General features: G+C 63.0%; 12 protein-coding genes. 5 read left to right on the top strand and 7 right to left on the bottom strand.

The window, feature by feature from the left end:
- The first annotated feature begins 28 nt into the window (after window positions 1-28).
- Both AXF13_RS08725 and AXF13_RS08720 read left to right on the top strand, forming a co-directional pair.
- Window positions 29-499 (top strand): response regulator, encoded by a 471-nt coding sequence (locus AXF13_RS08725; RefSeq protein WP_008685063.1) that lies wholly within the window; start codon window positions 29-31, stop codon window positions 497-499.
- 307 nt (window positions 500-806) lie between these two features.
- Window positions 807-1,988, top strand: a complete 1,182-nt coding sequence (locus tag AXF13_RS08720) for a hybrid sensor histidine kinase/response regulator (protein WP_062252646.1) — start codon at window positions 807-809, stop codon at window positions 1,986-1,988.
- Window positions 1,989-2,187: 199 nt separating this feature from the next.
- Here AXF13_RS08720 and AXF13_RS08715 read toward each other — a convergent pair whose 3' ends face one another.
- Together AXF13_RS08715 and AXF13_RS08710 are read right to left on the bottom strand one after the other, a co-directional pair.
- Window positions 2,188-2,583: a PaaI family thioesterase gene (locus AXF13_RS08715; RefSeq protein ID WP_008685060.1), complete on the bottom strand. Its 396-nt coding sequence runs from the start codon at window positions 2,581-2,583 to the stop codon at window positions 2,188-2,190.
- A gap of 99 nt (window positions 2,584-2,682) precedes the next feature.
- Window positions 2,683-3,648, bottom strand: coding sequence for a Tim44 domain-containing protein (locus tag AXF13_RS08710; RefSeq protein WP_062252644.1), 966 nt, complete (start codon window positions 3,646-3,648; stop codon window positions 2,683-2,685).
- 222 nt (window positions 3,649-3,870) lie between these two features.
- On the opposite strand from AXF13_RS08710, the gene AXF13_RS08705 reads away from it, so the two are divergent.
- Window positions 3,871-4,542 carry an NAD(P)H-dependent oxidoreductase gene (locus AXF13_RS08705; RefSeq protein ID WP_062252642.1) on the top strand — a complete coding sequence of 224 codons (672 nt, stop codon included), beginning with the start codon at window positions 3,871-3,873 and terminating at the stop codon, window positions 4,540-4,542.
- A 93-nt stretch (window positions 4,543-4,635) separates the two neighbouring features.
- Here AXF13_RS08705 and AXF13_RS08700 read toward each other — a convergent pair whose 3' ends face one another.
- The 4 genes from AXF13_RS08700 to AXF13_RS08685 form a co-directional block, all read right to left on the bottom strand.
- Window positions 4,636-5,823, bottom strand: a complete 1,188-nt coding sequence (locus tag AXF13_RS08700; protein ID WP_062252640.1) for a DUF4198 domain-containing protein — start codon at window positions 5,821-5,823, stop codon at window positions 4,636-4,638.
- Between the two features lie 367 nt (window positions 5,824-6,190).
- Window positions 6,191-6,994, bottom strand: coding sequence for a ComF family protein (locus AXF13_RS08695; RefSeq protein ID WP_062252638.1), 804 nt, complete (start codon window positions 6,992-6,994; stop codon window positions 6,191-6,193).
- The gene (locus AXF13_RS08690) at window positions 6,991-7,620 is read right to left on the bottom strand and encodes a flavodoxin family protein (protein ID WP_062252636.1); all 630 of its coding nucleotides are present in this window, start codon (window positions 7,618-7,620) and stop codon (window positions 6,991-6,993) included. Before AXF13_RS08690 ends, AXF13_RS08695 begins: the two co-directional genes overlap by 4 nt.
- Window positions 7,617-8,243: an MBL fold metallo-hydrolase gene (locus AXF13_RS08685; protein ID WP_062252634.1), complete on the bottom strand. Its 627-nt coding sequence runs from the start codon at window positions 8,241-8,243 to the stop codon at window positions 7,617-7,619. Before AXF13_RS08685 ends, AXF13_RS08690 begins: the two co-directional genes overlap by 4 nt.
- 180 nt (window positions 8,244-8,423) lie before the next feature.
- Between AXF13_RS08685 and AXF13_RS08680 the strand changes: the two genes are divergently transcribed.
- Together AXF13_RS08680 and AXF13_RS08675 are read left to right on the top strand one after the other, a co-directional pair.
- Complete coding sequence (locus tag AXF13_RS08680; protein ID WP_062252632.1) at window positions 8,424-10,976, top strand: tetratricopeptide repeat protein; 2,553 nt, start codon at window positions 8,424-8,426, stop codon at window positions 10,974-10,976.
- Between the two features lie 756 nt (window positions 10,977-11,732).
- Window positions 11,733-20,162, top strand: coding sequence for a VCBS domain-containing protein (locus AXF13_RS08675; protein ID WP_062252630.1), 8,430 nt, complete (start codon window positions 11,733-11,735; stop codon window positions 20,160-20,162).
- Window positions 20,163-20,321: 159 nt separating this feature from the next.
- Here AXF13_RS08675 and AXF13_RS08670 read toward each other — a convergent pair whose 3' ends face one another.
- Complete coding sequence (locus AXF13_RS08670; protein ID WP_062252628.1) at window positions 20,322-23,579, bottom strand: DEAD/DEAH box helicase; 3,258 nt, start codon at window positions 23,577-23,579, stop codon at window positions 20,322-20,324.
- Between the last annotated feature and the right edge of the window lie 71 nt (window positions 23,580-23,650).

Raw genomic sequence — 23,650 nt, 5'->3', positions numbered from 1 at the left:
CCGGCCAGGCCGGACCAAGGAGTGGTTCATGACCAAGGAAGACATCAAAATTTTGCTGGTGGACGATGAGAAGCAGTTTGTGGACACCCTGGCCGAGCGCCTGGCCATGCGCGGCTTCGAGGCCCGCGTGGCTTATGACGGCCCGGAGGCGCTCAAGGCTGTGGAACTGCCCACGGACGTCATCGTGCTTGACCTGCGCATGCCCGGCATGGACGGCTTTGAGGTGTTGCGCAACGTCAAAAAGAGCAATCCCCAGGTGCAGGTGATCATCCTCACCGGCCACGGCGGCGACGCCGAAGAGCAGACCGCCTACCGCATGGGCGCGTACAATTTTCTCAGAAAACCCATGGATATCGAGGAGTTGCTTAGCAGCATCCGCATGGCCTACCGCGACAAACTGGAAAACGCCATGGTGGCGGTTTCCATGGCCGAGGGCGGCGATTTTGAGGCGGCCCGCGACGTGCTCAATGAAAAGGATCTTTTGGCCGAGCACAAGTAGTCCGGAGCGCCTCGCCCTTTTAGAGCGGTTCTCGTTTGAACTGTGCAACATTTCAAACGCAACATGCTGTAGAACGTTTTGATATTAAAAATATCTCTACGCGCTGTGCGGATTTTCCGAGAAATCCGCACAGCGAAACGTCGGCCGTGACGCGGTTTGCCGCGCTTACGAAAAGTGACGGCAGCGTTGGTATCGCAATGTGGGCTTGTTTTGCCGTCAAGCGATAACTTCAGGCGCAACATGCTCTAAGAACGGGCGAATCCGCCCTGCTACGGGTTCAGGCGTATTCTGCTCTGAGGTATGGCCCATGCGCGTACTGCTGGTGGATGATGAAGCGGCTTTTGTCCGGCCCTTGGCCGAACGCCTGGATCTGCGCGGCATAGAGGCCGGAGTGGCTCTTGATGCGGAGGCCGCCTTGGTTATGGTGGCGGAGGGCGAGTGGGATCTTGTCTTTCTGGATGTGGGCCTGCCGGGCATGGACGGCGTGGCTTTGCTCAAGATCCTGCGTGAGCGCCATCCCGACTTGGACGTGGTCATGCTTTCCGGCGCGGCGGATATGGGCAAGGCCGTGCAGGCCATGCGGCGCGGCGCGCGGAACTGGCTGTCCAAGCCGGTGTCCGTGGACGGCATTCTGGCGGAATGCGCCAAGGCGCGGGAGCGTGCCACGGCCCGCCGTCAGGCGGCCCGCTTGGCCGAGGCGGCCCGCCTGCGCAGCCTCGGGCGGGTGGCCGAAGGCGTGGCCCACGAGGTCAACAATCCGCTGAATATCATGGTTCAGGCCGCCGGGCTGATCAAGGACAGCCTGGGCGAACCGGAGGCCGCCGCCCTGCCGGATCTGGAGGACATGCGCACGGCCGTGGAGACCATCCGCGTGCAGAGCCTGCGGGTGCGCGAGATCACCCGCAAGCTGCTCATGGTGGGGCACGGCATGGACGCGCGCATTCAGCCGCTGGATGTGCCCGCCGTGCTCGACAGGGTGCTGGAGCTGACCCGTTCGCGCCTGGACGGTGCGGGTGTGCGCTGTGAACTGGATTTTCCGCCCCAAACGCGCACGGAACGCCCTTTGGGCTCGGCGCTGGAACTGCAGCAGATCTGCCTGCATCTGGTGGAGAACGCTCTGGACGCCATGCCCGAGGGCGGCCTGTTGCGTATTTCGGCCCGCTTGCTCCGTGAGGATCAGGGCAAAAGCGCGGAACAGGGCGGGAGCGCGGCGCGGACCGGGGAAGAACGGGGCTGGTATGAATTGCGGGTGGCCGACAGCGGGCCCGGCATTGCTGCGGACGTGTTGCCGCACATTTTCGAGCCCTTTTTCAGCACCCGCGAGAGCCGTTTCGGACAATATGCCGGTCTGGGCCTCACCGTGGCGCGATCCCTGGCGCACGGGCACGGCTGCGAGCTGATTGCCGCCAACGGCAAAGACGGCGGCGCGGTCTTCAGCCTTCGCTTGCCGCTGGGTCTGGAAACCGAGATTCCTGTCGCCGTGGCTTGAGCCCTGCGCGCGGCGCAAACCCCGCGTACGCGGGGTTTGTCATCAGGCTGGAACGGCGTTCCGGAATTCTGTTCCCGGAACGCCGTTCTTGTTGTGTTGCAGGCCGCGCGGGTCCGAACCGCGTTTAGAGCGTTTTCTAGTGTTAAATACTCCAGGAGCTGTGCTGGAAAGGCAAAATTCCCCAATTCAGAAACAGTCCCTAGCGGGGCAGCGGCACGTCGGTCAGAAAACCGGCGGCCATGGTTCTGGCGATCAGTGCGCCCGAGCCGTCAAAAACCTGCACGTCATAGCTCTGCACATGCTGGCCGTCGCGCACCACGCGGGCTTCCGCCGTGAGCGGGCCGGTTTTGCCGGGCCGCAGAAATTCAATGGTGGTGCTCAGGCTGACCACGCCGGTTTCCCGACCGGCATTGGCCGCCGCGCCGAAAGCCACATCGGCCAGGGAAAAGATGGCCCCGCCGTGAGCCACGCCCATGCCGTTCTTGTGATTCTCGGTCAGGGGCATGCTCACCTTGGCGTAATCCCGGCTGGCGCTTTCAATGGTCATTTGCAGATGACGCATCAGTTTATCGTGCTTGGCCACATAGTTTTCCATAGTTTTTCTCCAATGAGTTCCAAAAAAGCGGGCCGAAAGCTCTTGCTTCCGGCCCGCGCCTTATGCATTCGGGGTGTGGGCGGAATGGCGCTTGGGCGCTCAGTCCACCTGCTGGATGCCGTCCAGCTTCCAGGAGCCGCCCGCGATTGGGCGCACAAAGTGCCAGACCTCGCGCACAGAGGACGGGGCCTGCTGATCCGGGCTTTCGCGCATCAACACGTCAAAGAAGACTTGGGCGCGCTGTTCGTCGCCGTCGTTTTCCACGCCCAGCAACTGCGCGTTGACCAAAAGCACTTCCGTGGTGCTGGGGGTGGGCTCGGCCTCCAGCTGCTCGCGCACGGCGTCCAGCACGGCAGGCGTGGCGAATTGGGCGATGTCGTCCAAATCGCGTTTGTCCCACGAGTTTTGCAGACGGCTGTAGGCCATTTTGGCTCCGCGCAGGAATTCGTCAGCGTCAAAACCTTGGGGTACATCCACGCTAGGCGCGGCGTCAAAGGCCTGCGCCTGGCCCGCTCCGCCCTGAGGCGCGTTGCGCAGGACGTCCCAACCGGCCGCCGCGTTGTCGCGGCGCATGCCCTGGGATGATGCGCTGTCCTCACGCAAATCGCCGTGCAGGCCGCCCATGGCCGAAGCGCCCTGCGCGCCGGCCCCTGCGGGCGCGGGCGCCTGACGGTTGCGGAAGCGGGCAAAGAGCTTGAGTCCGAGGAAGACCAGCAGGCCGATAATGATGATGTCCATGAAGCCGCCGCCTCCGAAACCGTTGCCCGAGAGCAGGGAGCCGATCAGCGTGCCTGCCAGCAGGCCGCCGAACAGGCCGCCCATGCCGCCGAACAGGCCGGGACGTTGCGCGGCGGTCTGACCGGCCTGGGCCTGGTTCATGGGCTGGCGTTGCGCGTTGGGCGTCTGCTGGCGCATGGTCGGCGCGGGCGCCGGACTGCTCATGAAGGGCTTGCCGCCGAAGGATCGACCGCCGCCCATGCGCGCGGCGTCGACTGGTTCAGGCAGGGTGAGAACAAAAGCGGAAAAAAGCAGAAATATTCCGGTCAGAATGGCACTTGCTTTCATGCAAAACTCCCATGGCGGGGGTGGTTAAAGACTGGCGCGGCTTCACATCTCTACGCGCATCATGTATACTATATGGATTTGTGGGGAAAAAGCAAGGCCGCCACACCGGGGAGAATTTTCCTCTTTGCAGCGCCTCCCGGCCGCGCTACAACGGAATCAGACCGGTATGGACGCCGTTACGGCATCCACCCGGCTCAATGACGATAGCAAGGAGTATTCCCCATGTCCCATATGACAGATATGCTTATGAAGGCTTGGCACTTCCGCCACGCCTGCAAGGAATTCGACCCGAAAAAGAAAATCAGCGACGCGGACTTTCATACTATTCTGGAAGGCGGCCGCCTGTCGCCCAGCTCTTTCGGTTTTGAGCCCTGGCAGTTTCTGGTGGTCCAGAATCACGGCCTGCGCGAGAAAATCCGCGCCGTGAGCTGGGGCGCGCAGCGCCAGCTGCCCACGGCCAGCCACTTTGTGGTCATCATGGCCCGCAAGCCCGCCGAACTGGACCCCGATTCCCCGTATATTCAGGACACCATCATGCGCGATACCCAGCATCTCTCCGAGGATATTTCCGGCCCGCGCACGGAAAAATATCGGGAATTTCTGGACAAGGACTTTGCCCTGACGGGCAATGAACGGGCCGGTTTCGAATGGGCCGCCCGCCAGTGCTATATCGCCCTCGGCAACATGATGACCGCCGCCGCGCTGCTGGGCGTGGATTCGTGCCCCATTGAGGGCTTTCACAAGACGGACCTGGAAGATGTGCTGGCGCGTGAGGACCTGCTGGACACGGCCCGCTGGGGTGTGGCCTGCATGGTGGCCTTCGGCTACCGCGTCCGGGAGCCCCGGGCCAAAACCCGTCGGCCGGAAGAGGCCGTGGTGCGTTGGGTGCAATAATGCCGCTTGCGGCTGTTGTAATGAGCTGAAACAAGGAGAGCCGGACTTCTGTCCGGCTCTCGGTTTTTTCGGGCGTGGCCGGATAAATATATGCTAATGCTTGCGGGGCTCGGCGGACGCGCCGTCCACATAAAGCCAGAGCAGCGCGCCCAGCTCCAGAGGCTTGGACTGGCCGTCCGGCCCTTTGAGCGGGTCACCGGCGGCAACGGCCGCGCAGCACCACCAACCGGGCTGATTGAGAACAAAGGCGAACTGCCCGTTCTTGTCGGTACGGGCCGCCAGTTCTTCCTGCCAGGGCGTAGGCGCGCTTTGCTTGTCCGTATTGATGCGGGACATACGCACCGGCGCGTTGTCCAAGGGCTTGCCGTTGAACAGCACGCGGCCGGAAAAGAGAGCCGGGGCCGTCAGGCCAAAGGGACGGGTCAGGGGCTGGATTTCAAAGCGCTGGCCCACGGGCAGTTCCCAGCCGCGTTCCACGCCGTACACGGGCAGGGTGGTCTTGACATAATGCTGCACAAAGCGGTCGCGGGCGGCATCCCACCAGGGGCGGGCCTCTATGACGAACTGATAGAGACCCGGGCGGCTCAGAGCCACATTGGCGCCCCAGGCCTTCTGGTCCAGATAGCGGATTTCCTCCACATCGCCCAGCAGGTCGTGCCGTTCGGGCTGGAGGACGCCGTCCTTGGCGGGCGTGTTGTCGTCGTAGCGCAGCACCGCGAAGAGCTGCGGCATATCCATGGACAGGCCCTCGTGCCGGAAGGGGCGCATCATGCTGATGAGCACGTCCACTTCCTCGGAGATGGGCGGGGCCTGGGGAGGCTCGGGCTTGGCTGCTCCGCCGGAAACAGCGGCGTCCTGCCCATTGGTTTCCGTCGTAGCGGCGGCAGCGGGCGCCGCCGGAGAGCGCCCGTCGGTCTGTTGGCTCGCCGTGGTCTCATTGTTTTGCGGCTTTGGAGCCGGAGCGGCCTCTGCTGCGGGACTGGGCGGAGTCTGGGCGATTTTCTGCTCCGCAGTATTTTTTTTCTGTTCTTCCTTGCCCTTGGCCTGGGAAGTCTCTTTTTCGGTCTTGTCCGTTTTGTCCGCCCTGGCCGTTTTATCCGATTTATCCGGGGTGTCCGGCTTGGCCGGAGCTTCAATGCTGGGTTGGCTCGGCACCAGCAACGTCACCTGGGCGGCTGCGGGATGGGCGATTGTGAGACAGCACAGCGGCACAAGCAGCCACAGGCAGGCCGGAAGCGGCCGAAAAAATACGCGGGGCGTGAAGAAAAAGGCGCGTGACATGGGATCTCCCGGCGGCATCAGAAGGGCATTGTAGGGCCGCGTTTGCATCTTCACGCGGCAAGGGTGAAAGCGTTGAGCTTGTCAACGCGACCAGAACTCAGAAATGGGCTGCGGCGTCCCGAGAAAGGTGTTCCGCGGAACTGCCCGTTGCCGTGTGAAACACGGCTTTCAGGCACTGAAAGCAACTATTGCCGCGCCCGGTTCAGCTTAGCAAAAGGGTGGGGCGTTGTCATGCGCGCTGTGGGGTCGCAAGCCGCATTTTAGAGCGTTTTGATATTGAAAATCCGCACCGCGAAATTATCGCAAGCCGGATTTACTGCGCCGTTAAGCGATAATTTCAAGCGCAAACTGCTCTTAGATACAGCCGCTAGTCCCGCCGGGGCGTCCGGGCCACGAAAAGCACGCGTGTCTCCCGTGCCCCGGCCGCGCGCAGGGCCCGGCAGGCCTCGGCCAGGGTGCTGCCCGTGGTCATCACGTCGTCAATGAGCCAGAGGCACAGGTTTGCGGCATCGGGCGCGGCCTGAAAAGCGCGCCGCACGTTGCGGCGTCGTTGGGCGGCGGCAAGTCCGGCTTGGGGAGGCGCGGGTTTGACGCGGTGCAACAGCTCCGGGCGCAGGGGCAGGCCCGTCAGGCGGTGCAGGGCCTTGGCCAGCTCGTGGGCCTGGTTGAAGCCCCGGCGGCGCAGGTGGGCCGGATGCTGCGGCACGGCCAGCAAGGCGTCGGGGCGGGGCAGGCAGCGGGAGGCTTCCAGCAGGCAGGCCCCGAGCAGCGGGGCCAGGGAAAGTTCGCCCCCGAATTTCAACCGCAGCAGGGCGTCGCGCAACGCGCCTTCGTAAAGGCCGTAACAGGCCAGGCCGTCCCAGGGCGGCTCTTCCTGGAGACATTGGCCGCAACGGCTGAGCGGGGCGGGCCGGGACGACGCATCCGCCGTCTGTTTGTCCGTCCCTATCTCCACCGGGGGCAGACCGCAACGGGGGCAGCGTGGGCCGTTATACGGCAGGAAAAGCAAACAGCATTCCGGGCAGAGCGGCGCGGCGGCCCCGCCGGGGCCGGTGGCCGGGCTTGCGCCGGAAGCGGTTTCAAGGGGCGAGAAGGGGCGCAGGCAATGCGCGCAACGGGTCTGGCTCAGCCCGAGGGCCCGGCACCAGCGCCGCAGAAAACCGGGAATCACGCACTTTGCCCGTCATCTGTCCGGGCTTCGAGCCGTTGCGCCCAGTGACGGCCCCAGGCGCGCAACGCGTCACAGACAGCCGGGCGTGCCGCCAGGTCTTCCGGCGTGTCCAGGCCGCGCAGCAGGCGTTTTTCCTGAATTCGGGCGTCCTGCGGAGCCAGAAAATATTTGAGGGTCAGCAGCGCGCCCGTGAACAACTGCCCGCCGCGCGGCCTGCCGGCCGACAAAGCCGCCAGCACCGGTTTGACCGGGGGGCGGGGCAGCCCGGCCCTGGGGCCGTGATCATAGGCCCGCGCGGCCCAGAAGCGTTGGCTCCGGTCGATGAAGCCTTTGAAAAAAGCGGGTAGAGCGTAAAAATAGATGGGTGCGGCCAGCAGCACCAGGGGTGCGGCCTGGAACAGGGCAAAGAGTTCCTCGGCCTGATCGTCGCCCCTGGCCAGCACGCAGGCATGGGGCAGCCTGGCGCAGGCCCCGCAGCCGATACAGGGCGCGATTTTGTATCGGCGCAAAGGCTCAAGGCGTGCTTCGACCCCGGCCTCGGCCGCGCCTTCGGCAAAAAGGCGGGCCAAGCTGTCGGAAACGCCGCCGGGCCGGGGGCTGCACAGGAGCGCCAGAATCTGGTTCACGCCCGGAACTCGCCGCAGAAGGGATTGTTTTTGCGTTCGTCGCCGATGCTGGTGGCCGGGCCATGGCCCGGATAGACAGTGGTGTCTTCCGGCAGGGTGAAAAGCACATCCTTGATGGAGCGCAGCAGGGTGGCCTGGTCGCCGCCGGGGAAGTCCGTGCGGCCCATGGAGCGGTAAAAGAGGGCGTCGCCGGTAAAGACCAGCTTTTCCGCCGGGAAGTACAGGGATACCCCGCCCGGCGTGTGGCCCGGCGTCTCAAGCACCCGGCACTCCATGCCGCCGAAGCTGGCCGATCCCGTGGGCATGGGCAGGCTGTCGAAAGGCGGCACCGGCGGGAAGCCCCAGATGCCGCCCTTGCCGGATTCGGTCTCGGCCAAGCTGTCGTCGCCCGTGGGGGCGTAAACCACTGCCTTGGTGGCTCCGGCCAGTTCGGCCACGCCGTAGAGGTGGTCGAAATGCCGGTGGGTGAGGCAGATAGCGGCCAGGGCAAGTTTGTGTTCCGTCAGATATTCAAGCATGGGCGCGGGCTCGCCGCCCACATCCACAGCCACGGCCTGACCGGCGTTGTGGATAAGGTAACTGTTGGTCTGCAAGGGCCCCAGAGGGAAGGTGGCTACAGGCATGTGATGTCCTCTGCAAAATAATATAGTATGGCCGCAATGCTATACCACGGGGGCAACGCGGGCAAGAGGCGGAACAACGGGAGGAACAGCGGGGGGAATGCGGGAGCGCGGCCCGGCGGGAGGCGAGGGTTTCAAGATATTCTCTAGACAATCGGCCACCCCCCGGACTACACTGAAAAAATGAAGCAAATTCCGCAGGACCTGAATCTCGCGCGCGGCGATCTGATGGACATGGAAGGCCTGTTGTGCAGCGGCTTGGCCGCCTTTTTTACATTCAACGGGCACGCCCTGTATTTTCCCACCCAAAACCCGCCGGACGCGCCGCAGTTTTTGCCGCGCGAGCGTCGTCTTCTGCTGCCGCTGGTCTGGCGGGAGGAATTGCTGGGCGTGCTCATGCTTCACGGAGTACGCGCGCGCGAAGTACGGCCGCTTCTGCCCGCGCTGCCGTCCGTGGTCGCGCTCTGCCTGGAAAATCTGGCCCGTTCCAGGGCCGCGCGCACGGACGCGGTTACCGGCCTGGCGACGGAAGACGCCCTGTATGCGCGCATGGAAGATGAGGCCGCGCGGGTGCGCGCTCACCTGGATGATCCGGCCCAGCCCGACGGCAGGCCCGCGCCCCTGCACCGCCTGTGCATGGGACTTGTGGTGCTGCGTCTGCGCAACGGCGAGGAGATGGCCCGCCAGATCGGTTTTGCCTTCAGTGAAAAATTTCTGCGGCATATGGCCGAGGCCTGCCGCGCCGGTCTGCCTTCGGATGTGCTGGCCGCGCGCGTGGGCCGGTACGAGTTTGCTCTGCTGTTGTCCGCCAGCGGACGCGGGGCCTGCCACAAGCTGGCCCGCGCCGTTCTGGGCCGCATGGAAGCCGTGAGCCTGCCCGGTCCCCTGACCCGGCAGCCGGTGCGCCCCCTGCTCTGCGCCGGACACGCGCTCTATCCCCAGGACATGCAGGGGCCGGAACTGGTCTTGCCCATGTTCGAGCAGGCCCGCCAGCTTATGGCCCGGGCCCGCCTGGCCGCCGACGTGGCCGCCCAGGGGCAGAGCGGGGCCGGTCTGGGCGGCGAAAGCCGGATCATGCCCTTTGCCCGCATCCTTCAGGACGGCGGCGTGGTGCTGGAAAATCTGCCTCTGGGCCGTCTGCGGATCAGCCTGGGCCGGCAGACCAAGGCCCGCGAGGGTCTGCGTTTCGCGGTCTGGTCCGGCGGCGCGCGGGACGCGGCCTGCTACAAAGGCGAAATCGTACTGCTGCATGTCCGGGAACTGGATGCCGTGGCTGAAATCCTGCATCTGGAGGACGCGGCCGTGATTCCGGAGCCGGGCGACAGCTTGGCCCTGCTGGACGGACTGCCTGTTCTGAGTCCTTCGGATATGGAAAATGCTCTGGAAGGCATTCCGGATGTTCCCGGCCTTGGCTCTGAGGAAAAAACGCCGGGCAGCGAACCCCGGACGGAGCAGGCCGCCATGGCCCCGGCACAGCCTGCCGCGCCGGAGAAGAATGCGTCGGCGGACGCCCCGTCCCGTGCCGCAACGGAGCCGGAAGAGCAGGGCGCGCAGGGCGATTTACACGGTCACGGCGACTTTTTGAAAAGATTCGCGCGTGAGCGGGAGCAATGCGCGCGTTTTGCCTTGGTCATCGCGCGCCTGGCTCCCAGCGGCGCGCGCGCCGGTAGTGAGCCCGAACGCGGCATGCGCAAGGCGCTGGAGCTCTGGCGGGCCCTGCTCGCGCCGGTCCGGGCCACGGCGGCGGAAGACGCCGGGCGTGCCGAGCCCTTTGGCGGGCGCTACGGCAGCAACAGCCTGATTTTCTTTCATCCCGGCCGCGCGGCTGAGGATCTGCTGCCTGTGTATGCCCAGCTCTGCGAAGGTTTGAAAAAGCACGGTCTGGCGACGGCCGCCGGACTGGCCGGATATCCTTTTTTGCAGTTCCGCAAGGCGGAAATGCAGGATTGCGCGCTCAAGGCTCTGGAATACGCGCTGCTCCTGCCCGAGCCCAGGGCGGGCCTTTGCAATTCCCTGGCCCTGAACATCAGCGCGGACAGGCGTTACAGCCTGGGCGACGTCTTCGGCGCGGTGGAGGAATACAAACTGGCTCTGCTGGCTGACGAGGGCAACGCCATGGCCTGGAACTCACTGGGCGTGTGCATGGCAGCCCTGGGCCGCCAGCATGAAGCGCGCCGCCATTTCCTGGAAGCTCTCAAACACAGCCCGGACGAGACCCGCGCCGCGCAGATCTGCTACAATCTGGGCACGGTGTGCCAGACCCTGGGCGAACGGCGCGCCGCCGCCCGATATTACCGCCAATGCGTCAAAATTGCGCCGGACCATCTCTTTGCCCATATCCGCCTGGGCCAGCTCTGCGAGCAGGGCGGCCGACGCGGCGAGGCGCGACGCTTTTACGAGCGGGCCGCCGCCATTGAGGATGCCCGGCCCGGCATGCCGAGTCCGGCCCGTCGGCATCTGGCCCGGGTGGCCGCGCGCCAGAAACGGGGCGGCGAGGCGCGGGAGCTCCTGCACGAAGCCCTGCTGCGCAATCCCAATGACGCGGCGGCCATGTTGTTGTTGGCTAAAATCTATCTGGACGGCAATGAAGACCCGGCCATGGCCGAGCTGCTGGCGCGCAAGAGCGCGGGCCTGCACGACCGGCCGGAAGCCTGGCAGACCCTGGCCCGCGCCCTGCGCGCGTTGGGCCGTGAGGATGAGGCCCGCGTGGCCGATGCGCGGGCGTTGCTGGCCTGATATCAGTCCGTGTGCCGCCGGGATGTATTTTCATGTTTTTTTGCCTTGCGGCGCTGTCATCGATGCTGTCTTTATCCGTAAGGCGGCATAGCCGCCAACGGCTGAAACAAATCGCGCTTTTTGCTCCTGTCGCGTGCCGTTGGGGCATATGCCTTTCGCAACATGCTTGCTTTCCTGGCTGAAAGGGAAGATTCCTTGATTCGGAAACAGTCCCCGGAGCATTTCGCCGCTGAAAATGCCAGAAGGCCCTGATCCGGCTGTAATCCGGTGCCCCGCGCGGTTTTCCTCTTGACAGAACCGCGCGGGCTGCCTATTAAGAAAGTGCATGGTGAAAGCATATACGCCAAAAACGTGTCTCCAGCCATAGCGCGAGCTGTCCCGAAGGCTCGCCCGTTCAGCCTTCCCGGGCGTACTCCTTACGCCTCTTAAAGAGATTCCCGCAACACACCGTTCCTGCCGGCACTGCGTTGCCGTAGTGATCGCGTATTTGCGACCTCAATGAAATTGTCCGCCGCTCTTCCCGCGCCGGGCGCGCTTTTCAGGCGCGTTTCGGCCGTGGCGCGGATGTTTTCCCTCTCTTTCTGCCGGTTCCCTGTACCGATTGCGCGGCGCTGATGCCGTTGCGCTCCGCATTTTTTGCGCGGACGCGGCGGTGCCGGTTTTCCGACGGCGCGCGTTTTGCATCCTGGAACAAATCGCCAAACACTGACGGGACGGCCCCAGGGCCTTTCCCCGCGAACCAACGAGGCAAATACAATGGCAGATATCATCCTTACCCGTCCGCAAGCGGGACAGCATACAGTTCTGGAAAGTGTGGCCGATTCCCGCCTGGTCCTGCAATTCCCCACGGATCAGGCTACCATGGAGCGCGCGGGAGACAACCTCGTCTTCAGTTTTGACGACGGCTCCAGCATTCAGCTTACCAATTTCTACACCCAGTATTCCCAGGAAAGCATGCCGGACTTTGAAGTGGACGGCACCCTGGTGGCCGGGGCGGACTTTTTCAGCGCCTTCGGTCCAGACCTGATGCCCGCCGCCGGTCCGGCGGCGGGAGCCGCCGCCCGCGCCGCCCGCTATAGCGACTTGGGCAACAGCGACCTGCTCGACGGCATCAACCATTTGAACGAGCTGGACTGGGGCATGAACCTGGACCGGCCCTATACCGAGGACGTGGACGCCCTGGGCGTGGTCAGCCCGGACGCCGGGGAGACCAACGCCGCGCCCGTGATTTCCATCAGCGGCACGGTGAGCGTGGTGGAAGCCGGTGTATTTGTGGGCGGCAACGATGCCAAGGAGGGCGTTCCCACGGCGAGCGGCCAGGTCAATGCCTATGATCCCGACGGCGACGCGCTGCATTTTGCTTTCGTGGCTCCCGACGGCAGCCTGGTTACCAGCATCACCACGGAATACGGCGTTATCACCATCAATCCCGACGGCTCCTACACCTATGTGCTGAACAACGAAAACGCCAACGGCCTGGCCGAGGGCGATGTGGTGAACGAAAACTTCACCGTCCAGGTCAGCGACGGGCGAGGCGGCACGGCCACCACGACCGTGACCGTGAACGTGGTGGGCAGCAATGACGTGCCCACTCTGGAACTGGGCAAGGACCACCTTACCGTCACCGACGACGGCGCGAACGCGGCGGAAGGCGCCATCGCCGACGGCGGCACGGCCCTGGGCGACGACCCGGACGCGGGCCATGACCTGCACTACAGCTTCGGCACGGACGGCGACGGCAATCCCATTACCAGCATTACGGACGAATACGGCACCCTGACCATTGATCCGGATACCGGCGAATACACCTATACCCTGGACAAGAACAGCGAAGCCGTTCAGAAGCTCAGCGGCGACGGCGACGACGTGACCCAGCGCGTGACCGTGGTGGTTACGGATGAACACGGCGCGCATGCTGAAGTCCCGCTGGACATCACCATCAAGGGCGCCAACGACGTGCCCGTCATCACGGCCGTGACCGAGCACGTCAAGGATATGGGCGTGTTCGGTGAAGACGCCGCGTCAGCCAATAGCGCCACCAAGGATTATACCGGCGGTGAAGGTCATATTCCCGGCGGCGAGCATCGTCTCGGCTTTGAGGGACAGCTTCAGGGCTTTGACCACGAAGGGTCGGATCTGACCTACGGCGTGGTCACCTCCGGCATCGTCGCGGGCGGCGAGCTGACCCTGACCAATCCCGACAATGCCGATGAAACGACGACGCTCAAGGTTCTCAGCGTCAGCACCGACGACGCGGGCACGACCACCATCGTCACCGAAGCGGGCACTTTTACGCTGGACGCCGACGGCCATTACAGTTTTGAGCTCAATACCGACGCGGGCGGCTTTGTGGACGCCATGGGCCAGGGCGACAAGTGGAACCTGACCTTTGATGTCAGCGCCTCGGACGGCGAACTGACCGGCAACAGCAGCCTGACCATCTGCATTGAAGGCACCAACGAGGCGCCGACCATCATCGAGAGCGATGTGCATGTGCGCGAGGACGGCGTGGCCCCGGGCGGCAACGAATCCACCACGCCCGACGGCCAGGACAACGGTGACGTCTCTTCTAATCACCATCGCGTCGAGGTGGAAGGCACTCTGCAGGGCAGTGACCGGGACAATGACGCCCGGCTGACCTACGGCATCGACGTGAACGGCAGCGGCAGGGAAGGCGGCATCAACGAGTCCGGCATTACAGTCAATATGTATACCGGCTCCGGCGAGAAGGCCCAGCCTGTTGTCGATGCCGACGGCAATCCGGTCACGGAATCCCTGCTCATCAACAGCAGCGCCATGTCCACTGACCCGGAGACCGGGCATGCCATCCAGACCATCGAAACCAACTACGGCACCCTGACCCTGGACACCGTGACCGGGCACTACACCTTTGTCCTGAATGCCGAAGCCGCCAATCATCTGGCCCAGGGCGAAAAGTTTGACTTCCACTTTACCACGACGGTGACGGACCAATACGGCGCGCAGGGCCATCACATGCTGGGCGTGACCGTTGAGGGCACCAACGACCAGCCCACCTTGGGCGTGGACAACACCAGGCTGGAAGTGACCGAAAAGGGCGCGAATTCCAGCAACGATTATACCAATACTGACGGTGGTCAGGCCACGGGCGCGGACGCCGACCATGGCGCGGAACTGCATTACAGTTTCGGCAACGACGCCTACGGCAATCCGATTACCTTGGTTCCCGACCAGTACGGCACCATGCACATCGACCCGAACACGGGCAGGTATTGGTACGAACTGAACAACAATTCGAAGGATACCCAGGCGCTGAAAGAAGACCAGAAGGTGGATCCCACGGGCGGCAACGGCTACACCATCCGGGTGACCGACGAGCACGGCGCGTATTCCGAACAGCATGTCGAGGTGGAGATCACCGGAACCAACGACGTGCCCACGTTCGGCCCAGGCAACGCGGTCTCGGTGACGGAAAGCGGCGTGGAAAATGGGGGCAACACGCATGCAGACGGCATACAGTCCGCCTCGGCGGTCATGGGTTTCCATGATGTGGACTCGCCACAGGACTCGTTGACCTGCGTCATCACGAACCCTGGGGCCAGCGAAATTGATGCTAACGGCATGCAGACTCTGGTCACTGATTACGGCACCTTCACGCTGAACACCAGGACCGGCGAATACCGTTTCGCCCTGAATGACAGCTTTCAGAAGGTCCAAGAGCTCAATGCCGGGGAAGAGTTAAACGCTTCCAATACGCCGGAATTGCGTCTGAATCTTAAGGTCACGGACGAACATGGAGTCTCCAGTTCTTCTTGGGTACAAGCCAAGATTCAGGGAACCAACGACCAGCCCGAGCTGACCGTGAACCAGCCGGACCTGGGCGTGGCGGAAGACGGCACATTGACCGCCTCCGGCACGGTCAGCGTGACCGACCCGGATTCGGGCGGCGCGAGGGGCGAGAGCTTCACCTTCGGCATCACGGGCAACAATATGGAGAATACGGCTCAGGGCCAGACGCCCGCCATGTCTTCCAGCATGTCCGGCGACTACGGCACATTGAGCATTGATCCCGCTACCGGCAAGTATACGTACACGTTGGACAATGACAGCCAGGCCGTGCAGGAGCTGCGCACGGGTGAAACCCGCACCGAAACCTTCCACGTGGTGGTCAAGGACTCGCAGGGCGCGTTCGACATCAAGGAAGTCACCGTCACCATCCACGGCCAGGACGACGCCATCCGTCTTGATTCCACCGATTGCCACGTTATCCAGACCACGGAAGCGGGCGTGGAGTTCAACACCAACGTGGACAACAATGTGTCCCAGACGGCGGGCGGCAAGTTTGAAGTCACGCCGGTGGACAATCCCGTGGACGAAAACGGCGTCAACCATCTGGTCTACGGCTTCACGGATGCTGACGGCACGTTCCACGCGGGCTCCGTTGAGGTGATGCAGGACGGCAAGCTCTACGGCACCCTGACCATCGACGCCGAGGGCAACTATACCTTTACCCTGGCGGACAACGCCGCCGTCAACGCCCTCAACGCGGGCGAGCTGCTCAAGCTGACCGGTTACGATCTGGCCGTGCGCGACGACCGGCATGCCGACGACATGGTCACCAGCCAGAAGCTGGATCTCTACATCCACGGCACCAACGACCGGCCGTATTTTACCGTCGATGGAGCGGTGAGCAACGAAATCACGGCGGACGGGCTGGTGGAAAACGGCAACACGGTCATCTCCGGCCAACTGGTTGCCGACGATCCGGATGCCGAGCACAACCCCGGCGATCTCAGCTTCAGCATTGAGCATGACGGCAAGCTGGTGCAGGTCGTGGAGGGCAAGTACGGCGTGCTGGAACTGAACCAGGGCGGCAGGTACAAGTACACCCTGACCCATCCCGAATTGCTGGAATCCCTGAACCCCGGCCAGAAGTTGTCGGAACTGGATGCCCTGAAGCAGGAAAGTTTCGATATCCGCGTCACCGACCCGCAGAATGCCTCTACCTCGGGCAAGCTGGTCATCGACGTCACCGGTTCGGCGGACAATCCGGTCATCACGGTCAGCGGCGAGACCGCCATTCAGGAAGACAGTGGTGCGGACATTAACCACGCCGCCCAGGCCCCGGCCATCCATGGCCAGCTCGGCCTCGATCATATCGTGGACACCGAGGATTCGGGCCATGCGACCTGGAGCAATGAAGGCCAGACCGTTTTCGCGGACGGCGCCGACGGCAAGCCGCTGGGCATGCTCACGGTCAACTCCGACGGCAGCTACACCTATACCCTGAGTGAAAACGGCTCGGCTCTCGTCCAGGCCATGAACGACGGCGAATCCAAGTACGAAACCTTCAAGGTCCAGGCGGTGATCGAAGGCGGCAAGACCGTCGAAAGGGAAATCACCATTGAGATCAAGGGCACCAATGACAAGCCGGTCCTGACCGTGGGCGAGAATGACGAGTCGGCCTTCATCGGCAAGGTGCAGCAGGACGTCTTTGAAGACGACGGCCAGACCTCCGACACGGACTCTCCGGGCGTCATCTTTACCGGCACCCTGCCGAAGGACGCCATGAGCGACGTGGATGACCAGACCGGTCTCCGCTATATGCTGGTGGGCGAGGACGGCAATCCCGTCACTGAGCTCAAGACCGACTACGGCACGATTACCCTGACCTATGAAACCGCGGCGGACGGCACCATCACCACCCACTACAAGTACACGCTGGATAATGAAAGCTCCACGCTGGATGAGGCCTTGAAGGCCCTGCAGACCGGCGAAAGTCTGACCGACGGGGCCAAGGTCGTGGTGGTGGACCCGCACGGGGCCATGTCCGAGAACAGTCATAACATCACCGTCACTATTGACCCGGCTGATCCCAATCATGGCGACGGCGGGTATCCCGGCCATAGTCTGGTATTTGACGGCAGCAGCGTTCTGCACGGTTCCGTCTCGGAAGACGGCAGGGATATAAGCGCCACCCCCGATCATGTGGAGACGACGACCTTTGAAGGCCAGCTTAAGGCCAAGTGGGATGATGAAGATGAAACTGATGCCCCGGACCGCGTCTTCGGCATCCAGGGGGCGAACGGCCAGCAAGTCCAAAGCAGCGCCGCGGACGGTGGCGCCATCCATGTGGACGGCCAGTACGGCTATCTGATCATTGATCCGGTCACCGGCAAGTACACCTATACCCTGTACAACGGCGAGGACGGCAAGCCCGGCCTGGTGCAGAGTCTGGCCGACGGCGAAAAGGTCAGCGAGGACTTCACTCTGATGCTCGATGGCCGGGTGGTGGAAGTCGATGGCTCGGCCGCCAAGATCACGATCGACATCTACGGCACCAACGACGCCCCGGTCATCACCGGCGCGACGGATGCGTCCATCGGCGAGACGGGCCACGGCGGCCTGACCAGCGACATGACGGCCACGGGCACGGTGACGGCCACGGACATTGACCACGCGCTGGATGCGGACGGCAAGCCCATCGGCGGCACGGAATCGGTGACGTATTCCTTCGTTGACCAGGACGGCAACTATTCCGACTCCCTGGAAACCGAGTACGGCAGCATTAAAATCAACCCCGACGGCACGTACACTTTCCATCTGGATACGGACAAGCTGCCGCAGGACCTGGTACAGAACTATCCCGGCGGCATCGTGCATCTCACCGCCGGTACGCATCTGAGCGAGACCTTCCAGGTGGTGGCTTACGACGGCAAGGACTACAGCGAGCCGCAGGATGTGACCGTCACCATCAATGGAACCAACTACGGTCCGGAAGTAACGGCAACCGACGTGACCCTGGCCGTGGTCGAAGACGGAACCCTGACGGACAGCGGAGCGTTGAGCGGCCTGTTCCATGACGACGAGGGCACGAACAACCTGATCTTCACCGCCAGCACCACCGAGAACGGCAAGGGCGGCACGGTGGTGCAGGGTACGTACGGCACGTTGCAACTGGTGAACGGCGAGTATGTCTATACCCTGAACAACGCCGATCCGGCCGTGCAGGGCCTGGACGCCGACCATCCGGGCAAGGACACCTTCTATATCACGGCCACGGACGAACACGGCAAGACCAGCACCGTGGAAATCACGGTGGACGTCACCGGCAAGAACGACCCGCCGGTGCTCTCCGTAGACAAGGTGCTGACCGTGCGCGAGGGTGACCCGACAAACTCTGACAGCGGCAAGGCCACAGCCTACGACGCGGATAGCGTGGATCAGTCCGGCGGCGCGCTGCACTACGGCCTGACGGTGCCCACGGATGACGACGGCAAGCCCCTGCACAATGCGGTGCTCAATGCCGACGGCAGCATTACCAATGACTTCGGTACGTTCACCGTCAATCAGGAAGGCACGTATACCTTCACCCTGAATAATGATTCCGACGCCGTGCGCGCCCTGACTTCCGGCAGTCTGACGGAAACCTCGGTAACCCTGACGGTAACCGACAGTCAGGACAATCACACCAGTATGGATATCAAGGTGGACATTACCGGCACCAATACCGCGCCGGACCTGACCATTGAGCTGGAGCCCAACGCCGACAGCCCGGTGGTGGAAAACGGCGCGGACAGCGCGGATTCGTTGTCCGGCTCATTCACTGCCAAGGATGTGGACGGCACGGTGGCCGCCGTCACCGCTACTGACGGCGGCTACGGCAAGGTGGAACTGGTCCGGGGTGAAAACGGCCAATGGACCTACAAGTACACGCTGGACGAACGGGCCGAAGTCCTGGGCGAAGGTGAAAAGAGAACCGACAGCTTCACCGTTACGGTGACGGACGCGGAAGGCGCGACCACGGAAAAGACCGTGACCGTGCATATTGAAGGCACCAACGACGCGCCGGTCATTGATACGGCCACGGCGGCCGATAATGCCGGTTCCCTGAACTTCCACGACGTGGACGCCAACGACAGCCACACCCTGTACGTGGTGGTGGACGGTGTGGCCCACGAGGTGGTGGAAAACAGCGTGACCATCGACGGCAAGGGCACGTTCAACTTTACCGAAACCACGGACGGCAACTGGGCATACACGTTCACGGCCGACCCCGCCGTGCAGGCCGGCATGAAGGAAGGCGACAAGAAGGAGCTGGACTTCCAGCTCAAGGTCAGCGACGGGCATGACAGCGCCACGTCCAAGAATCTGAATGTGACCATTGACGGCGCCAACAAGGTTCCGCAGATCGGCCAGGCGGCCCTGGTGCTGGGCCTGACCGGCCTGGTGCCGGACGCGGACTTCAGCATCTCGTCCGACGACACTAACGCCGACCCGCACGACAACAGCCTGCCGACGCATGACGTGCCGGTTCACGGCCAGGAGCAGGGCGACGCGCTGCACTATGACTTTGCGGATATGAACGCCCAGGGCGACGTGCAGGGGACGTTCGGCACACTGCACTTTGACGCGAATACCGGCCAGTACAGCTATACGCTGGATACCTCGGCGGATAACCTCAAGGATCTGGCCGCTGCTCACGCCCAAGGCCATGATCTGACCGAACACTTTGATTACACGGTGTCCGACAACCTTAACGATCCCGTCTCGGGCCATGTGGACGTCAACCTTGCCACACCTTCACCCAGCGCCGGCGGCAGCCTCGGCGACGCGCATGCCGACGCCGCTCAGGTGCTGTTCGGCGGCGAAGGGGCGGAAACCCTGCACGGCGGCGAGGGCGACGACATCCTCTCCGGCGGTCAGGGCGACGACATCCTGTATGGCGGAGCGGGCAGCGACTACCTCTACGGCGGAGCCGGAAACGACTTCCTGGACGGCGGCGGCGACGCGGCTGTGGACCATCTTTACGGCGGCGACGGCAACGACATCATGATGTATCACCCCAATGACGTCATTGACGGCGGTTCCGGCATGGACGTGCTCCTGGTAGGCAGCGACAATATGGATTCGCTCTTCCAGGGCGGGCAGCTTGATTCCAACGTCACCGATGTGGAAGTGATCATCAGCGGCGAAGACGTTTCGAATCTGACCAATATGGACGCCTTGAGCAACATCGGCATCACTGTGAACGATAGCTCGCTGTCGCTGGGCGACGGCTGGACCAAGGCGGACGATGCCCCTGACGGCTACCACGCCTATACCAACGGCGACGTGACTGTGACCGTGGGCTCGGACGTGCATGTGGATACGATGCAGGCGCAGACCGAGCAGGCTATGACCCAGGTGCAGATGGAAAACAGCTAAAAAACATACAGCCGGACAGCGTCCGGTATAAACAAGGCCCGTGCCGGGATTCCCGGCACGGGCCTTTTGCATTGCGGCCTGAGGGCAGCGTCAGCCTGTTTTGGCCCATGAGAACCTTACAAATGTCGACCTGCTGACAGCGTTTTTCAGAGTCGGCTCCTAAACTTCGAAGAGCATTTCCAGATCTTCCCTGGTCAGCGACTTCCAGGTGTCCTGGCCCGGAATAATGGCTTCGGCCACGCCGCGCTTGGCTTCCTGCAGCTTGAGGATCTTTTCCTCCACCGTGTTCTGGCAGATCAGCTTGTAGGAAAAGACCTGGCGGGTCTGGCCGATGCGGTGGGTGCGGTCCGTGGCCTGGCTTTCCACCGCCGGGTTCCACCACGGGTCGTAGTGGATCACGTAGTCGGCGGAGGTCAGGTTCAGGCCCGTGCCGCCCGCCTTGAGCGAAATCAGGAAAATGGGGATGTCCGGACTGTTGTTGAAGCGGTCCACCTGATCAAAGCGGTCCTTGCTGGCTCCGTCCAGATAGCAGAAGGGCACCTGCGAGAATTCCAGCCACTGCTTGATGATTTGCAGCATCTGCACGAACTGGGAGAAGACCAGCACCTTGTGCCCGCCTTCCACTATTTCCAGGACCATGTCCTTGAAGGCGTCGAACTTGCCCGAGGGCAGATTATTGGAAAAGCCGGGCAGGTCCATCTTGAGCAGGCGCGGGTGGCAGCAGATCTGGCGCAGCTTGAGCAGGGCGTCCAGAATGGACATCTGGCTTTTGGCCAAGCCCTTCTGGTCTACATCGGCCAGCACTTGAGCGCGCAGCTTGCGGGCCAGGGCCGCGTAGAGTTCGGCCTGGGCTTCTTCCAGGGCGCAGCAGGTGACGCTTTCCACCTTGGGCGGCAGGTCTTTGGCCACCTCGGCCTTGGTGCGGCGCAGGATAAAGGGCCGCACGCGGGTGCGCAGATAGTCCAGGGTTTCGGCGTCGCCGTCCTTGATGGGCTTGACGATGCCGCGCTGGAAGGCGTGCTGCGAGCCCAGGAAGCCGGGCATCAGGAACTCGAACAGGGACCAGAGCTCGAAGAGATTGTTCTCAATGGGCGTGCCCGAGAGGCACAACCGCATGCGGGCGTTGATCCGGCGCACGGCGCGGGCCGTGATGGTGTTGGGATTTTTGATGTTCTGGGCTTCGTCCAGAATCACGGTGTTGAACTCGTACTTTTCCATCTCCTCCAGATCGCGCCGCAACAGCGCGTAGGTGGTGATGATCAGGTCCGAGCCCGCGATGTGCTTGAACATGCCCTCACGCCGCGTGCCGTAGATGGTCAGACGCTTGAGGCCGGGCACGAATTTTTCCGCTTCTCGCTCCCAGTTGGGCAGCACCGAGGTGGGCACCACGATGAGGTTGGGGCCTTCGTAATGGCTTTCCACCATGTACTGGATAAAGGCCAGGGTCTGCACGGTCTTGCCCAGGCCCATTTCGTCGGCCAGGATGCCGCCGAAACCGTATTCCGAAAGAAAGTTCAGGTAAGACAGGCCCTGCGCCTGGTAGGCGCGCAGATTGGCGTCGAGGCCCTTGGGCGGGTCGATGGGCCGCACCTCGCGGAAGGAGCGGATTTTCTCGCGCAGATTGTTCCAGAAGGAATCTGTGGCCGCGCCGGGCAGGTCTTCCAGCAGGCTGTCCAGCACCGGGGCCTCGAACTGCTTGAATTTCTGCTGCGGGGGCTTGCTGGGGTCCAGGCCCAGGGCCGTGAGCTTGTGCGAGAGCTTTTCCAGCCAGGCTTCGGGCAGGCTTGTGTAGGAGCCGTCCTTGAGCTGCACATAGCGTTTGCCGCGCGACCAGGCCTTCCAGATCTTTTCCAGGGGCAGGGTCTGGCCCTCGTAGTCCACGCTGATGTCCAGGGAAAACCACTTTTCTTTTTCGTTGCTGGTCACCTGGGCCGTGATGGTGGACTTGGCCGTGCGCATCTTGTAGCGCGAGAGGGCGCGTTCGCCGTAGACCCGGTAGCTTTCCACCAGCTTGGGGTAGGAGTCGAGCAGAAAGGCAATGGCTTCCTCCGGCTCCAGAAACCAGAGTTTGCTGGAACGGGCCTGGAAGTCCATGCCGGAAAGCTCGTTCATGAGCTGGGCTTCCTCATCCTGATGGCGGCGCACCAGACAGGTCTGGCCGTCATAGCTGTAGCTGCCGGTCTGGAAATCCGGGTTGGGCCCGTTGAGCGTGAATTCGCCGTGCTTGGTTTCGTAGATGTTGTCGATTTCCAGGGTCAGCAGGCTGCCTTCCTCGTCCAGAAAGAGCTTGGGATTGTAGGTGGCGGGCTGGAAGACCGGCTCCATGAGCTTGAGGAATTCCTGCGGCTCGTAGAGTTCCGAGGCGGGCAGGCGGGTCCAGACGCGGTCCAGGAATTCCGAGATTTCCTCATGCGGCACCACCGGGCGCTCGTAAATCAGGTTGCGCACCAGGGACGGGTAAAGCCCGGTCTGCACGGGGTAGAAATTGTGCTGGTAGCAGACCCAGAGCGGCATCTGGCCGTGAAAGGTGATGGGCGCGTCCTCCAGGTTGGCTTGCCCGGAGACGCCCTGCCCGGCGGAATTGCCCGCGCGGATGGGCAGAGGCGGGCGGCCTTCGCGTTTCAGCAGCACTTCAAAGCTGAAACCCGCATCGTCCAGATTGGGCTTGAGCTTGAGGGCGAAGGGCGTGCTTTCGATGCGGCAGGGTTTGTCCGTATCCTTCCAGAGCAGGTAATATTCCTTGCGCACGGACCAGAAAAACCAGGAGGTCAGGCCGTCGGGGATCTCCACCCGATGGCCGTAATAGTCGAGGTGCTGGCCGATCTGGCGGGCCACATGCGGCAGCTGGGGCGAAAATTCGCACCAGTCCGGGTTCTGGATGATCTGCTCCAGGGTCACTTCGTTGTGCACGCTGGACAGCCCGGATTTGTTCTGCCTGCCCCGGAAAAAGGAGACCAGCAGCCGCCCCTGCTCCGGCGCGAAGCGGAAGATCAGGTAATGGCGGCCCGGCTCGGGTTCCATGTCCGTGGAGAAGAAATTCCGGAAGCTCTGCTTCCAGTCCGTGGTGGGCGAGGGGGTTTCCTCGGGGTCGCCCTGTTCCTTGCGCAGCTCTTCAATGAGGCGCAGGGCCAGAGCCGCCACATGCCGGCAGATGCCGGTGAAGGCGTCCGAGCAGTTGCACTGGTGGCGCGTGCTGCGGTCCGTGATGGTGAAACTCAGGCTCGGCGTATAGACCTGGAGATCTTCCCCCTGGATCACGCCCTGCACGTCCCAGGTCTCGCCTTCCTGAATATTTATTTTTTGCACCCCGCCTTCGGACAGGATATAGTAGGCGGCGTCACGGATATATTCCGGCACGCTGTCGTGCAAAAACGCCTGACACATTTCACGGACGACGCTTTGTTCTGATCGGCTCATGCATCCCTCAAGATAGTCCCGCGCCGGGCGTTCCCCCCGGAGCCGCCTGACGCAGGGCGCTGTTCTGACAT

Source organism: Desulfovibrio fairfieldensis (assembly GCF_001553605.1).
GTDB lineage: Bacteria > Desulfobacterota > Desulfovibrionia > Desulfovibrionales > Desulfovibrionaceae > Desulfovibrio > Desulfovibrio fairfieldensis.
Note: the sequence above shows the minus strand (reverse complement) of the source record. Positions and strands in the feature narration are given on the sequence as shown.

Bases quoted from the DNA above. Each gene is read 5' to 3' on its own strand.
- AXF13_RS08725 (WP_008685063.1), top strand. From the start codon at position 29: ATGACCAAGGAAGACATCAAAATTTTGCTGGTGGACGATGAGAAGCAG.
- AXF13_RS08710 (WP_062252644.1), bottom strand. From the start codon at position 3,648: ATGAAAGCAAGTGCCATTCTGACCGGAATATTTCTGCTTTTTTCCGCT.
- AXF13_RS08720 (WP_062252646.1), top strand. From the start codon at position 807: ATGCGCGTACTGCTGGTGGATGATGAAGCGGCTTTTGTCCGGCCCTTG.
- AXF13_RS08715 (WP_008685060.1), bottom strand. From the start codon at position 2,583: ATGGAAAACTATGTGGCCAAGCACGATAAACTGATGCGTCATCTGCAA.
- AXF13_RS08685 (WP_062252634.1), bottom strand. From the start codon at position 8,243: ATGCCTGTAGCCACCTTCCCTCTGGGGCCCTTGCAGACCAACAGTTAC.
- AXF13_RS08705 (WP_062252642.1), top strand. From the start codon at position 3,871: ATGTCCCATATGACAGATATGCTTATGAAGGCTTGGCACTTCCGCCAC.
- AXF13_RS08670 (WP_062252628.1), bottom strand. From the start codon at position 23,579: ATGAGCCGATCAGAACAAAGCGTCGTCCGTGAAATGTGTCAGGCGTTT.
- AXF13_RS08675 (WP_062252630.1), top strand. From the start codon at position 11,733: ATGGCAGATATCATCCTTACCCGTCCGCAAGCGGGACAGCATACAGTT.
- AXF13_RS08700 (WP_062252640.1), bottom strand. From the start codon at position 5,823: ATGTCACGCGCCTTTTTCTTCACGCCCCGCGTATTTTTTCGGCCGCTT.
- AXF13_RS08680 (WP_062252632.1), top strand. From the start codon at position 8,424: ATGAAGCAAATTCCGCAGGACCTGAATCTCGCGCGCGGCGATCTGATG.